Annotated in this window: 12 protein-coding genes; 9 read left to right on the forward strand and 3 right to left on the reverse strand. The window is 62.4% G+C overall.

The genetic code is table 11. The annotated features are described in order from the left end of the window. Positions 1-22 precede the first annotated feature (22 nt). Complete coding sequence (locus AC0L2Z_RS28930; RefSeq protein ID WP_473629960.1) at positions 23-1,303, forward strand: O-acetylhomoserine aminocarboxypropyltransferase; 1,281 nt, start codon at positions 23-25, stop codon at positions 1,301-1,303. Between the two features lie 21 nt (positions 1,304-1,324). Beyond that, positions 1,325-1,675: a cupin domain-containing protein gene (locus tag AC0L2Z_RS28935; protein ID WP_287120399.1), complete on the forward strand. Its 351-nt coding sequence runs from the start codon at positions 1,325-1,327 to the stop codon at positions 1,673-1,675. On the opposite strand, the gene AC0L2Z_RS28940 is transcribed toward AC0L2Z_RS28935, so the two are convergent. Further along, positions 1,676-2,929 carry a cytochrome P450 gene (locus tag AC0L2Z_RS28940; RefSeq protein ID WP_473629961.1) on the reverse strand — a complete coding sequence of 418 codons (1,254 nt, stop codon included), beginning with the start codon at positions 2,927-2,929 and terminating at the stop codon, positions 1,676-1,678. It lies immediately after the preceding gene. A gap of 272 nt (positions 2,930-3,201) precedes the next feature. On the opposite strand from AC0L2Z_RS28940, the gene AC0L2Z_RS28945 reads away from it, so the two are divergent. Next, on the forward strand, positions 3,202-4,302 hold the full coding sequence (locus AC0L2Z_RS28945; RefSeq protein ID WP_287120478.1) for an NAD(P)/FAD-dependent oxidoreductase: 1,101 nt from the start codon (positions 3,202-3,204) through the stop codon (positions 4,300-4,302). Here the strand turns inward: AC0L2Z_RS28945 and AC0L2Z_RS28950 are convergent. After that, on the reverse strand, positions 4,299-4,886 hold the full coding sequence (locus tag AC0L2Z_RS28950) for a hypothetical protein (protein WP_473629962.1): 588 nt from the start codon (positions 4,884-4,886) through the stop codon (positions 4,299-4,301). The genes AC0L2Z_RS28945 and AC0L2Z_RS28950 overlap by 4 nt on opposite strands. A gap of 334 nt (positions 4,887-5,220) precedes the next feature. Between AC0L2Z_RS28950 and clpP the strand changes: the two genes are divergently transcribed. The 4 genes from clpP (at position 5,221) to AC0L2Z_RS28970 (ending at position 10,582) form a co-directional block, all read left to right on the forward strand. Then, positions 5,221-5,850 carry an ATP-dependent Clp endopeptidase proteolytic subunit ClpP gene (clpP, locus tag AC0L2Z_RS28955; RefSeq protein ID WP_128170025.1) on the forward strand — a complete coding sequence of 210 codons (630 nt, stop codon included), beginning with the start codon at positions 5,221-5,223 and terminating at the stop codon, positions 5,848-5,850. A 294-nt stretch (positions 5,851-6,144) separates the two neighbouring features. Continuing rightward, positions 6,145-7,419: an ATP-dependent Clp protease ATP-binding subunit ClpX gene (gene clpX, locus AC0L2Z_RS28960; protein ID WP_473629963.1), complete on the forward strand. Its 1,275-nt coding sequence runs from the start codon at positions 6,145-6,147 to the stop codon at positions 7,417-7,419. A gap of 284 nt (positions 7,420-7,703) precedes the next feature. Then, on the forward strand, positions 7,704-10,115 hold the full coding sequence (lon, locus tag AC0L2Z_RS28965) for an endopeptidase La (RefSeq protein ID WP_128246678.1): 2,412 nt from the start codon (positions 7,704-7,706) through the stop codon (positions 10,113-10,115). A 194-nt stretch (positions 10,116-10,309) separates the two neighbouring features. Beyond that, positions 10,310-10,582 carry an HU family DNA-binding protein gene (locus AC0L2Z_RS28970; protein ID WP_023798342.1) on the forward strand — a complete coding sequence of 91 codons (273 nt, stop codon included), beginning with the start codon at positions 10,310-10,312 and terminating at the stop codon, positions 10,580-10,582. A 76-nt stretch (positions 10,583-10,658) separates the two neighbouring features. On the opposite strand, the gene AC0L2Z_RS28975 is transcribed toward AC0L2Z_RS28970, so the two are convergent. Continuing rightward, positions 10,659-11,681, reverse strand: a complete 1,023-nt coding sequence (locus tag AC0L2Z_RS28975) for an aldo/keto reductase (protein WP_473629964.1) — start codon at positions 11,679-11,681, stop codon at positions 10,659-10,661. A 154-nt stretch (positions 11,682-11,835) separates the two neighbouring features. On the opposite strand from AC0L2Z_RS28975, the gene AC0L2Z_RS28980 reads away from it, so the two are divergent. Both AC0L2Z_RS28980 and AC0L2Z_RS28985 read left to right on the forward strand, forming a co-directional pair. After that, a complete protein-coding gene (locus AC0L2Z_RS28980) occupies positions 11,836-11,970 on the forward strand; it encodes a hypothetical protein (RefSeq protein WP_473629965.1) in 135 nt (44 codons plus the stop codon). Positions 11,971-11,975: 5 nt separating this feature from the next. Then, a complete protein-coding gene (locus AC0L2Z_RS28985; RefSeq protein WP_128170028.1) occupies positions 11,976-12,719 on the forward strand; it encodes a creatininase family protein in 744 nt (247 codons plus the stop codon). Positions 12,720-12,935: the final 216 nt, after the last annotated feature.

Below are 12,935 nucleotides of genomic sequence, written 5' to 3' on the forward strand. Positions count from 1 at the left end.
CAGCACCCAGGGGAGGTAATCCATGACCCGCACGCCCGGTTTCAACACGCTCGCCGTCCATGCCGGCGCCAAGCCCGATCCGGCGACCGGCGCGCGTGCCACGCCGATTTACCAGACGACCTCCTTTGTCTTCGATGATGCCGACCATGCCGCTTCGCTGTTCGGGCTAAAAGCCTTCGGCAACATCTACACCCGGATCATGAACCCGACGCAGGCGGTGCTGGAAGAGCGTATCGCGGCACTCGAAGGCGGCACCGCGGGTTTGGCCGTCGCGTCGGGCCATGCCGCGCAGGTGCTCGTGTTCCACAGCCTGATGCAGCCCGGCGACAATTTCGTCGCCGCGACAAGGCTTTACGGCGGCTCGATCAACCAGTTCGGCCACGCCTTCAAGAATTTCGGCTGGCAGGTGCGCTGGGCCGACACCAACGACATCTCGACCTTCGAAAGCCAGATCGACGAAAGGACCAAGGCGATCTTCATCGAGAGCCTGGCCAATCCGGGCGGTGTCTTCGTCGACATCGAAAAGATCGGCGACGTCGCCCGCAAGCATGGCCTGCCGCTGATCGTCGATAACACGCTGGCCTCGCCCTATCTGGTGCGGCCGATCGAGCATGGCGCCGACATTGTCGTGCATTCGCTGACCAAGTTCATCGGCGGCCACGGCAATTCCATCGGCGGCGCCATTGTTGACGGCGGCACCTTCGACTGGTCGAAATCCGGCAAATATCCGATGCTGTCTGAGCCGCGCCCCGAATATGGCGGCCTCGTCCTGCACGAAACATTTGGCAATTTCGCTTTCGCCATTGCCGCGCGCGTGCTCGGCCTGCGCGACATGGGCCCGGCGATCTCGCCCTTCAATGCGTTCTTGATCCTGACCGGCCTGGAAACCCTGCCGCTCAGGATGCAGCGCCATTGCGACAATGCGGTCACCGTCGCCGCGTGGCTGTCCAACCACCCAAAAATCGCCTGGGTGTCCTATCCCGGCCTGCTCAGCGACAACAACAATGCGCTGCAGAAGAAGTACTCGCCGCTTGGCGCCGGTGCCGTGTTCACCTTCGGCCTGAAGGGCGGCTATGCGGCGGGCATCAAATTCGTCGAGGCGCTCGAACTGTTCTCGCACCTCGCCAATGTCGGCGACACCAAGTCGCTGGTTATCCATCCGGCATCGACCACGCATCGGCAACTGTCCGACGAGCAGAAGGTCGCTGCGGGCGCTGGGCCGGATACGGTCAGGCTGTCGGTCGGCATCGAGGATGTCAACGACATCGTCGCCGATCTGGAACAGGCTCTCGCCAACGTCTGACCCCTGCTGCAAGGAGTTTCCATGACCGCGCCGAATTTCCTCTCCGTCGATATTGAAAGCGTCGAGCCGGAACCTGGCGCGCCGGCGCCGGATCGCCTGATTTCAGGCGATCCAAAGTTCCGCACCTGGAATGTCGAGGAACGCGACGGTGGCCTCTATGCCGGCATCTGGGAGGCGACGCCGGGCAAATGGCGCATCGAATACGACGAGTGGGAGTTTTGCCACATTCTTTCCGGCGTCTCGGTGATATCGGAGGAAGGCGGCGAGGCGCGTACCGTCAGGGCAGGCGATAGTTTCGTGCTCAGGCCAGGCTTTAAGGGAAGCTGGGAAGTGCTTGAAACGACACGCAAGGAGTATGTGATCAAGCTTTGATCATTGCCCGGTGTGCACGACGAGTCTTTCCAGCCCGTGGAAATGATAGCTGTCGCGAAAACGCTGCTGTTCGGCCAGATGCAGCCGCGGTCGCCGGTCGAACAAGGTTTTCAGCGATACCTGCAATTCGAGCCGGGCGAGCGGCGCGCCGATGCAGAAATGGATGCCGGCGCCGAACGAGACGTTCTTCTGGTCGGCGCGATCCGGCCGGAAGGCGAAGGGTTCGGCAAAGGCCGCCGGGTCGTGATTGGCCATGCCGAGCAGCAGGCCGATCGTCTGGCCCGGCCGCACGATGATACCGGGACCGACCTCGATCTCTTCATAGGCATAACGCGTGAACATGTGCAGCGGCGCGTCGAAGCGCAGGCATTCCTCGACCGTGGCGGTGGTCGTTTGCGGCGAGGTGAAGAAGCGGCGCGGGTCGCCGCCTTGCGCGAGAATCGCGCGCACCGCATTGCCGGTCTGGTGGACGGTCGCCTCGTGGCCGGCATTGAGCAGCAGGATCGCCGAGGACACCAGCTCGTCCTCAGAGAGTCTTTGGCCATCGTCTTGCGCCGAGATCAGCAGCGACAACAGATCGTCGCCGGGTTTTTTGCGCCGCTCGGCAACATGGCCGCGCAGGAAATCCGAAAAATCATGTGCTGCGCGATTGGCCGTCTCTTCCGTTTGGCGGGTGCGGCCGTGCATGTACATGGCGACCATCCGATGCGACCAGTCGAGGAGTTGCGGTCCCATCTCGACCGGCACGCCGAGCATTTCGGCAATGATGGTGATCGGCAAAGGCGATGCGAAGGCTGGCAGCAGGTCGACCTGGCCCGGTTCGAAACGGTCGATCAGCTCGTTGGCCAGCGCCTCGACGCGCGGCTTCAGCCGCTCGACCTGGCGCGAGACGAAGGCGCGGGTGACCAGCGTTCTGAGCCTGGTGTGAACGGGCGGTTCCAGCTCCAGCATCGAATTGGCCTCGATGCCGTCGAAGCTGCCGAGATGGCTGCGATCCTCGCCGACGGCGCTTCTGTCAGGGATGCCGGCCGGGTTGTGGCGGCCGAAGCGGCGGTCGCGCAGCAGCCGACTGACGTCGTCGAAGCCGCCAAAGCACCAGAAGCCGAACTCTTCCCAGAAGAAGACATTCGATGCGCCATGCATGAAGGCATAAGCCGCGTAGGGGTTCTGGAAGAAAGCCGCCTCGTGTGGGTCCAGTCGCACATGGCGGGTCGAGGAATCGAAGGCAAGATAGGTCGGCTTCAATTTGGTCATGCCAGACAATTAACGCATGACCCCGAAAACCGGAATCGGTTTTCGGAAAGGATCATGCGCAGATTCAAGTTTTGGAGCGTCCTTTGCGCGTCGAACGACGCGCGGCGCTCCAAGGCTTGCCAGCTTGATGCCAGACCGTATGTTGGCGCCCGGCAATCTGATGCGTGTCGCCCAAAAGCATGCCCTTGGGCCTGACCCGAGGGTGTGAATCGACAACGACATGCACAAAAGCGCATTGAGCCAGCCGGCGCGGCTGCGGAAAGACTGACTTGATGAATGTGATCGTGGTTGGCGCAGGCATTGCAGGGCTGTCGACGGCCTGGTCGCTGGTCAAGGCCGGGCACCGGGTCTCGATTGTCGAGCAGGGACCGATTCCCAATCCGCTTGCCGCCTCGGGCGACCATCACCGCATCATCCGCCGCGCCTATGGCGCAGCCTCGGGTTATGGCCGGCTGATCACCGAAGCCTATGCGGCCTGGGACGAGATGTGGGCCGATCTCGGCGAGAACCATCTCGACCCGCGCGGCTTCATCTGCATTTCGCGCGAGCCGGGAGACGAAGCCGAGGAATATCGCGAGGGCATGGAAGCCGGGAACTACCCGATCGAACTGTTCGAGCCGGACGCCGCGGCCAAGCGCTGGCGCTTCCTGCAGCCCGGCTCGTTCCGCTACGCGTATTTTTCGCCGGAAGGTGGTGCGCTGCATTGTCGCAAGATTGCCTCCCGCCTCGCCGAATGGCTGCGGAGAATCGGCGCCAACGTCTACGAAAACAGCAAGGTGACGGAGGTCGACGCCGAGGCTGGCCGCCTCGTGCTTGAAAGCGGCGAGACGATGCAGGCCGACCGCATCGTCGTCACCGCTGGCGCCTGGGTGCTGAAACTGTTTCCGGAGCTGGGCGGCGAGCTGAAGACCTGGCGCACCGCGCTCGCCTATGTCGAACCGCCGGCCGATCTGAAAGCGGCGTGGCATTCGGCCCCGGTCATCCTCGATGTCGGCGGCGCCGTCGACGGCTACGTGATCCCGCCGTCCGGCGGCGCCGGCATGAAATTCGGCTCAGGGCTGCACAGGGTGCCGACCAGCGATGCCGACTGGAACCGCCAGCCGGTGGCGGGCGAGGGCGAGGCGATCCGCGACCTGTTTTCGCCGCCGATCGCCCGTGTCGAAGAATACAAGGTCACCGAGGTCGTCACCTGTGCCTACACCTTCACCGCCGACGAAAAGTTCCTGGCGCATGAGAAGGGCAAATGCCTTGTCGTCTCGGCCTGCTCCGGCCACGGCTACAAGTTCGGCGCGGCGGTCGGCAGGCGTGTCGCAGCGACCGTCGGCAATGGCGATGTCGGCGGCTTGAAAGCGTGGCTGCGGGCGGAAGCCTAGAACCGGCAGTGCCGCGGAATTCGCACCTGCCGCCAGCGTGACGAGCCCTCACGGACCAGAACCCGGCGCGCCACTGTCTGGTAGGTGGCGGGAAAATTGACGATCCGCCGCTGCTCCGGCTGCACCAGAACCTCCTCGGCGACGCTCTCGTACTCGGCGGGACTGAGGACGCGCCGCTGGCGCTCAGGCTGCACCACCACGGTCTCGGCCACCCGTTGATAGCGCGCCTTGTGCCTGACCTTGCACAGCACCTTGCGGCCGTTGATGACGCGCCATTCCCAGGAGTAGCCGCCATCGACCTTCACCGTGCGGTAGATGGTGCGGGTGATGGCAGGCACGATCTCGTAGCTGACACGCGCCGGCGCGATCTGCACCACCCGCTCGCGCGTCCCGTAGATCGCCGGAACGGATTCCACCTGCTGACCGGCCGGGCTGACGAGCACGTTTTCGTAGACCGTCTCGTAGACGGCCGGCCTGTTGACCTGCTCGTAGCATTCGACGGCGCGCCCGCCGGCAGCCGTTTCGGACACCATGGCGAGGACGGCGAGGCTGGCGATGGCCGAGGAAGCAGTTTTCCCGATCATTGCACTCCCCCCAGTTTGAACTTTCCACGCAAGCTCAACGTTGAATTGTAGGGGAAGCCGTGTCCCGGGAAAGCGGTTTCGGCGCATTTCGTTAAGCGACGCGGTTAAGAAAGTGCTACTCGGCAGCGCAGCCACACCGCTTCAACAGCAGCCGGCGCAGCTTCGGGCGAATTCTGTGCAGAAAGCTTGATTCGACTTAACCGGATGGCTAGGAGGGGCGGCCTTGCGCTAGGGTGAGCCGACATCCTATTTACAGGGTAACGATCCAGAACCGATTCTGCCCGACTTGCTCATCTCCCGGCGCCGGAATCCCATCTTCAATAAGGGATAGTCCATGAAGAACCCCGTCGAAACCTACATGAACCTCGTTCCGATGGTGGTCGAGCAGACCAATCGCGGCGAGCGGGCCTACGACATTTTCTCGCGCCTCCTGAAAGAGCGCATCATTTTCATCACCGGTCCGGTCGAGGACGGCATGGCGACGCTGGTCTGCGCGCAGCTCCTGTTCCTCGAAGCGGAGAATCCGAAGAAGGAAATCAACCTCTACATCAATTCGCCCGGCGGCGTCGTCACCTCGGGCATGGCGATCTACGACACCATGCAGTTCATCAAGCCGGCGGTGGCGACGCTGTGCATCGGCCAAGCCGCCTCGATGGGCTCGCTGCTTCTCACCGCCGGCGAAAAGGGCATGCGCTTCGCCACGCCGAACGCCCGCATCATGGTCCACCAGCCTTCCGGTGGTTTTCAGGGCCAGGCTTCCGACATCGAGCGCCACGCCCAGGACATCATCAAGCTGAAGCGCCGCCTCAACGAGGTCTATGTCAAACACACCGGCAAGAGCTACGACGAGATTGAAAGGACGCTCGACCGCGACCATTTCATGACCTCCGACGAGGCCAGGGAATTCGGCCTCATCGACAAGGTCATTTCGTCGCGTGAGCCGATCGAGGGTCTTGCCACATAAGCCCGGTGGCAGCTGGATGGCGGGAAAACACGCTTTTGATGCCGCTTGCGGCATTTCGGCCACAATTGGCTGTTCCCTCGACGGGAGCGATTGCCTACGTTAAGCCTATGTTGATTTTCGACGGCTTAGCTTTGTGCGGGGTTAATGCGAATCATTGCGACGTTTTCTGATATGTGTTTCGTATGGAATGCGTTGCGGGAGCCGGACAACTGGCGGCGGCGATTTCCCGCGATAGATTGAGTTATGCGCCCTTTCAACCAGACCATCGGCGGGCGGCTATGAAAGGACATGAAAATGAGCAAGGTCGGCAACAGCGGCGGTGATTCCAAGAACACGCTTTATTGCTCGTTTTGCGGGAAAAGCCAGCACGAAGTACGCAAGCTGATCGCCGGCCCGACGGTGTTCATCTGCGACGAATGTGTCGAGCTCTGCATGGACATCATCCGCGAGGAGAACAAGACCTCGATGGTGAAGTCGCGGGAGGGCGTGCCGACCCCGCAGGAGATCCTCAAGGTTCTCGACGACTACGTCATCGGCCAGCCCTACGCCAAGCGCGTGCTGTCGGTGGCCGTCCACAACCACTACAAGCGCCTCGCGCATGCCGGCAAGAACAACGACGTCGAACTGGCGAAGTCCAACATTTTGCTGATCGGCCCGACCGGCTGCGGCAAGACGCTGCTCGCGCAGACGCTGGCCCGCATCATCGACGTGCCGTTCACCATGGCCGATGCGACGACGCTGACCGAGGCCGGCTATGTCGGCGAGGACGTCGAGAACATCATCCTCAAGCTGTTGCAGTCGGCCGACTACAATGTCGAGCGCGCCCAGCGCGGCATCGTCTACATCGACGAGATCGACAAGATTTCGCGCAAGTCGGACAATCCCTCGATCACCCGTGACGTGTCGGGCGAGGGCGTCCAGCAGGCGCTGTTGAAGATCATGGAAGGCACGGTCGCTTCCGTACCGCCGCAGGGCGGCAGGAAGCATCCGCAGCAGGAATTCCTCCAGGTCGACACCGCCAACATCCTGTTCATCTGCGGTGGCGCCTTCGCCGGGCTGGACAAGATCATCTCGGATCGCGGCCGCAAGACCTCGATCGGCTTCGGCGCCACCGTCGCGTCGCCCGAGGATCGCCGCACCGGCGACGTTTTCCGTCTGGTCGAGCCGGAAGATCTGTTGAAGTTCGGCCTCATTCCCGAGTTCGTCGGCCGTCTGCCGGTCCTGGCAACGCTGGAGGACCTCGACGAGCCGGCGCTGATCCAGATCCTGACCGAGCCGAAGAACGCGCTGGTCAAGCAGTACCAGCGGCTGTTCGAGATGGAGAATGTCGACTTGACCTTCCACGAGAATGCGCTGTCGGCGATCGCCAAGCGTGCCATCGAACGCAAGACCGGCGCGCGCGGCCTGCGCTCGATCATGGAGGCGATCCTGCTCGACACGATGTTCGAGCTGCCGGCGCTGGAGGGCGTGCGCGAAGTGGTTATTTCGGAAGAGGTGGTGTCCGGCAACGCCAGGCCGCTCTACATCTATTCCGAGCAGAACGAAAAGAAGGGCAACGTCAGCGCCTGACGTCAGTCCTGTAGTGGAGTTCTTCAAACGGCGCCGCAAGGCGCCGTTTTGCCGTTTAGGGATGGGCAGGCTATGATGAACGGATTATGACGGATTGGATGAACGGTTTCGTGTCGACCCTTGATCTTTGCCTCGCGTGCCTCCAACTAACGGAAGAAGGCCGTGGCGCCGAATTCTGTGCTGTAAAACTCCCGTCACAAACGGTGGTAGGCGGAACCATCCCCGGTCGTTAATATGAGAATCGCGGTTGGCCGATTGGCGGTCGCGACATGAAAGGTTGGACAATGGCCAAAATATCCAAGGCTCCCAGCGACGGCGTCTTCGCAGTCCTCCCACTGCGCGACATCGTGGTGTTCCCGCACATGATCGTTCCGCTCTTTGTCGGGCGTGAAAAGTCGATCAAGGCGCTGGAAGAGGTGATGGGTCAGGAAAAGCAGATCCTGCTTGCGACCCAGATGAATGCCGCTGATGACGATCCCGAGTCCGATGCGATCTTCGACATCGGCACGCTCGCCAATGTGCTGCAGTTGCTGAAGCTGCCGGACGGCACCGTCAAGGTGCTGGTCGAAGGCGCCTCGCGCGCGAAAATCGTTTCGTTCACCGACCGTCCCGACTTCCACGAGGCCCGCGCCGCAGCACTGGTCGAACCGGATGAGGAAGAGGTCGAGGTCGAGGCGCTGGCCCGTTCCGTCGTCACCGACTTCGAGAACTACGTCAAGCTGAACAAGAAGATCTCGCCCGAAGTGGTGGGTGCCGCCAGCCAGATCGACGACTATTCCAAGCTCGCCGATACGGTTGCCTCGCATCTTGCCATCAAGATCCCCGAGAAGCAGGAGATGCTGGCCACGCTTTCGGTCAAGGAGCGGCTGGAAAAGGCGATGGGCTTCATGGAAGCCGAGATCTCCGTCCTGCAGGTCGAGAAGCGCATCCGCTCGCGCGTCAAGCGCCAGATGGAGAAGACGCAGCGCGAATACTACCTCAACGAGCAGATGAAGGCGATCCAGAAGGAGCTCGGCGAGGGCGAGGACGGCCGCGACGAGGCCGCCGAGATCGAGGCGCGCATCAAGAAGACCAAGCTCTCCAAAGAGGCCCGCGAAAAGGCGGAAGCCGAACTGAAGAAGCTGCGGACGATGTCGCCGATGTCGGCTGAATCGACCGTCGTACGCAACTATCTCGACTGGATCCTGTCGATACCGTGGGGCAAGAACTCCAAGGTCAAGCAGGATCTGGGCTTCGCGCAGAACGTGCTCGACACCGACCATTTCGGCCTCGACAAGGTCAAGGACCGCATCGTCGAATATCTCGCCGTGCAGAGCCGCCAGAAGAAGCTGAAGGGGCCGATCCTGTGCCTCGTCGGGCCTCCCGGCGTCGGCAAGACCTCGCTCGGCAAATCGATCGCCAAGGCGACCGGCCGCGAGTTCATCCGCATGGCGCTGGGCGGCGTGCGCGACGAGGCCGAGATCCGCGGTCACCGGCGCACCTATATCGGCTCGATGCCCGGCAAGGTCATCCAGTCGATGAAGAAGGCGAAGAAATCCAACCCGCTCTTCCTGCTCGACGAGATCGACAAGATGGGCCAGGATTTCCGCGGCGATCCGTCGTCGGCGTTGCTCGAGGTGCTCGATCCCGAGCAGAACTCGACGTTCATGGACCACTATCTCGAGGTCGAATACGACCTGTCGAGCGTGATGTTCGTGACGACGGCGAACACGTTGAACATCCCTGCGCCCTTGATGGACCGCATGGAGATCATCCGTATCGCCGGCTACACCGAGGACGAGAAGATCGAGATCGCCAAGCGCCACCTGATGCCCAAGGTGATCCGCGATCACGCGCTGCAGCCGAAGGAGTTCTCCGTCGGCGAGGACGCGATCCGCGGCATCATCCAGACCTACACCCGTGAAGCGGGCGTCAGGAGCCTGGAGCGCGAGCTGATGAAGCTCGGCCGCAAGGCGGTGACCGAGATCCTGAAGACGAAGAAGAAGACGGTCGACATCACGGCGGACAATCTCGCCGATTACCTTGGTGTTCCGCGCTTCCGCTTCGGTCAGGTCGAGGCCGACGATCAGGTCGGCGTTGTCACCGGGCTCGCCTGGACGGAAGTCGGCGGCGAGCTGCTGACGATCGAAGGCGTCATGATGCCCGGCAAGGGCCGCATGACGGTGACCGGCAATCTGCGCGACGTGATGAAGGAATCGATCTCGGCGGCGGCCTCCTATGTCCGCTCGCGGGCTCTCGATTTCGGCGTCGAGCCGCCGCTGTTCGACAAGCGCGACATCCACGTCCACGTGCCCGAAGGCGCGACGCCCAAGGACGGACCGTCGGCGGGCGTGGCGATGGCGACGGCGATCGTCTCGGTGCTGACCGGCATCCCGGTCAGGGCCGACGTGGCGATGACCGGCGAGATCACGCTGCGCGGCAGAGTGCTGCCGATCGGCGGGCTCAAGGAGAAGCTGCTTGCAGCACTGCGCGGCGGCATCAAGAAGGTGCTGATCCCGGAAGACAACGCCAAGGATCTGGCGGAGATTCCGGACAACGTGAAGAACGGTATGGAGATCGTTCCGGTCGGGCGGGTCGGTGAAGTCTTGCGCCATGCGCTGGTGCGTATGCCGGAGGCGATCGAGTGGGTCGAGCCGGTCAATGCGCCGGCTGCGGTGGATGCCGGAGACGACGCCAGCAAGTCGCTAGCTCATTAGCACGTGCTAAAGTTGCAATGCACAACGGAGAGCCGGGCCCAGAGCCCGGCTCTTTCATGTGAAAAACCCCGGAATTCCGGGGTTTTTTCGACTCTTTTGACGCTTTTCGACTTGGTTGCGGAAGCGCTTCTTTCTAAAGTCCCTTTCCTGCCGGATGAGTCGTACGTTCCGGTTTCTCATGGAAGGGAATTTTTATGAACAAGAACGAACTGGTGTCCGCTGTCGCCGACGCCGCGAGTATTTCGAAGGGTGACGCGCAGTCGGCGGTCGATGCGGTGTTCTCCGTCATCACCGGCGAACTGAAGAAGGGCGGCGATGTCCGGCTTGTCGGCTTCGGAAATTTCACCGTGTCAAAACGCGCTGCCTCGACCGGCCGCAATCCGCAGACCGGCGCCGAAGTGCAGATTCCGGCGCGCACCGTGCCGAAGTTTTCAGCCGGCAAGGGCCTCAAGGACGCAGTCAACTAAGCGCCTTCGTACCCTTTTCAGAGACCAGAAAAGCCGGGCATGCCCGGCTTTTCTTTCGCGCCCACTTTGGCGGGCTCTATGCCGTCGGTGCATCGGCGCGCATCAGCCCTTCCTGCTTGAGATCGGCCCAGAGTGCCGATGGCAGCTTCGCGTCGAACAGCGACCGATTGCTTTCGACCTCGCTCGGCCGCTGGCCGCCGGGGATCACCGACACGACCGAAGGGTGCAGCAGCGGAAATTGCAGTGCCGCCTCGATCAGGCGCACACCGTGGCGCTTGCAGACAGCCTCGATGCGCGTGACGCGATCGATGATGTCCTGCGGCGCCTCGGTATAATCGTAGTAGGCGCCGGGCTTCGGACCGGTTGCCAGGATGCCGGAATTATACGGCCCGCCGAGAACGATGCCGATGCCGCGCTTCTGGCATAGCGGCAGGAAGGATTGCAGCGCCTCCTGCTCCAGCAGCGTATAGCGCCCGGCAAGCAGGAACAGGTCGAAGTCGCCGCGCTCGGCGAGCGTCTGGGCAACCTGCCATTCGTTGATGCCGCCGCCGAACGCCTTGATGATGCCCTGGTCACGCAGGGACAGCAGCCCGTAATAGCCCGCGCGCATGAACTCCTCGATGCGCTGGTCCGCGGCCTCCTTGCTGCCATGCGTGAAGACGTCGACGTCATGCACGAAAAGGATGTCGATGCGGTCGACGCCGAGGCGTTCCAGCGAGGCTTCGAAGGAGCGCATGACCCCGTCATAGCTGTAGTCGTAGACCTCGCGGCGCGACGGCGTGTCGAAGAACTTGCCGATGCCGGTGCGCTGGTCCGGCGGGCAGGCGCGCATGATGCGGCCGACCTTGCTCGACAGCACATAGTCGTCGCGCTTTTTCGAGCGCAGGAACGGATTGAGCCGCGTTTCCGACAGGCCAAGCCCGTAGAGCGGTGCGGTGTCGTAGTAGCGGCAGCCGACCCGCCATGCAGCGTCCAGGGTGGCGTTGGCATCCTCATCGGAGACGGCGCGATAAAGATTGCCGAGCGGCGCCGTGCCGAAGCCAAGTTCCGTGAACGCGATGCCGCCATTGCCGATGCGGTCGAAATGCCGTGTCTTCATATGCTGCCGTTTCCTCATTTCCGTATGTCCCGAGACTATCATGCCTGAGGCGCTGCAAAAGCACTCCGAGCCGTTGGACACGAACTTTCACGGTGATAGCATGAGCAAAAGAAGCTGTTCGGGGAAGATGTGACCAAACAATCCAGATGGGTTTTTGAGGGCAGCAAGCTGGTGGGTCTGTCATGCCGGCACAGATCTGTTCAGGATTGCACTCGACGAACTTGGCACGGTGCTGGCTCGGATCGGCGAAAGCCGTATCGACGCCGCCCGCCACACCAACATGGAGTAGGCGTCATGCGCTACGAGCTGATGCTGCCGCACCAGATCCGCAAGGCGATCGCCGAGAACTGGCCGGTCGTGCTCCCGCTCGGCGTGCTCGAATACCATGGTGAGCACATGGCCGTCGGCATGGATACGCTGGCGGTGGTCAAGATGCTGGAGCTGTTCGAAAAGGAAGCCAACATCGCCATCCTGCCAGCCTTCTACTATGGCGCGGCGAGCTACGCGGTGGCGCCGCCAGAGGGCAATGGCTCGGTTCAGGTCGGCGGCAGGGCGCTGGCGCCGTTCGCGGAGGAACTGTTCTACAGCCTGCTGCGCATCGGTTTTCGCAACATCCACGCCATCATCCACCACCAGACCGAGAACTTTGTTGCCGGCATGCCGACCGATCTCGCCTTCAAGACCGCTGGCCGCCAGGCGATCTTCCGTTTTCTGGAGAAGGAGCGCGGCGAGGGCTGGTGGGCGTCAGAGACGATGGCCGGCTACTATGCCGAGCACGCCGAGGGCGGCAATTTCTTCAACTGGATACAAGTGCATCCGCTGATGCCGACGGTGACGGACGGCCAGTATCCCTTCGATCATGCCGGCATCGGCGAGACGTCGCTGATGCTGGCGCTGTGCCCAGAAGCGGTGGACGCCGGCCACTTCGCCGACAATACGGGATGGTATACGGCGACCGCCCCTGAGGCCTCGACGGAACTGGGGCAAAAGGGCGTCGCGATGATCCTCGAGCATATGCGGGCGATATTGTCACGCTAACGGATGCGCCATTTCGAGCGTTGCAGGATGCAGGATGAAAACCGTAGCGATCCTTCGCGCCCCCCTCTGTCCTGCCGGACATCTCCCCCACTTGGGGGGAGATCGGCCGTCACGCCGGTTTTCGCTAATCTCCAACGCCGCAGGAATGAGCGGGGCGCTGAAACAGCGAATCTCCCCCCTTGTGGGGGAGATGTCCGGCAGGACAGAGGGGGGCGC

Source organism: Mesorhizobium sp. WSM4850, assembly GCF_055811735.1.

Excerpts from the sequence above, each read along its gene's own strand:
- AC0L2Z_RS28935 (WP_287120399.1), top strand. The coding sequence starts at position 1,325 with ATGACCGCGCCGAATTTCCTCTCCGTCGATATTGAAAGCGTCGAGCCG.
- AC0L2Z_RS28970 (WP_023798342.1), top strand. The coding sequence starts at position 10,310 with ATGAACAAGAACGAACTGGTGTCCGCTGTCGCCGACGCCGCGAGTATT.
- AC0L2Z_RS28945 (WP_287120478.1), top strand. The coding sequence starts at position 3,202 with ATGAATGTGATCGTGGTTGGCGCAGGCATTGCAGGGCTGTCGACGGCC.
- clpX (WP_473629963.1), top strand. The coding sequence starts at position 6,145 with ATGAGCAAGGTCGGCAACAGCGGCGGTGATTCCAAGAACACGCTTTAT.
- AC0L2Z_RS28940 (WP_473629961.1), bottom strand. The coding sequence starts at position 2,929 with ATGACCAAATTGAAGCCGACCTATCTTGCCTTCGATTCCTCGACCCGC.
- AC0L2Z_RS28985 (WP_128170028.1), top strand. The coding sequence starts at position 11,976 with ATGCGCTACGAGCTGATGCTGCCGCACCAGATCCGCAAGGCGATCGCC.
- clpP (WP_128170025.1), top strand. The coding sequence starts at position 5,221 with ATGAAGAACCCCGTCGAAACCTACATGAACCTCGTTCCGATGGTGGTC.
- lon (WP_128246678.1), top strand. The coding sequence starts at position 7,704 with ATGGCCAAAATATCCAAGGCTCCCAGCGACGGCGTCTTCGCAGTCCTC.
- AC0L2Z_RS28975 (WP_473629964.1), bottom strand. The coding sequence starts at position 11,681 with ATGAAGACACGGCATTTCGACCGCATCGGCAATGGCGGCATCGCGTTC.
- AC0L2Z_RS28950 (WP_473629962.1), bottom strand. The coding sequence starts at position 4,886 with ATGATCGGGAAAACTGCTTCCTCGGCCATCGCCAGCCTCGCCGTCCTC.
- AC0L2Z_RS28930 (WP_473629960.1), top strand. The coding sequence starts at position 23 with ATGACCCGCACGCCCGGTTTCAACACGCTCGCCGTCCATGCCGGCGCC.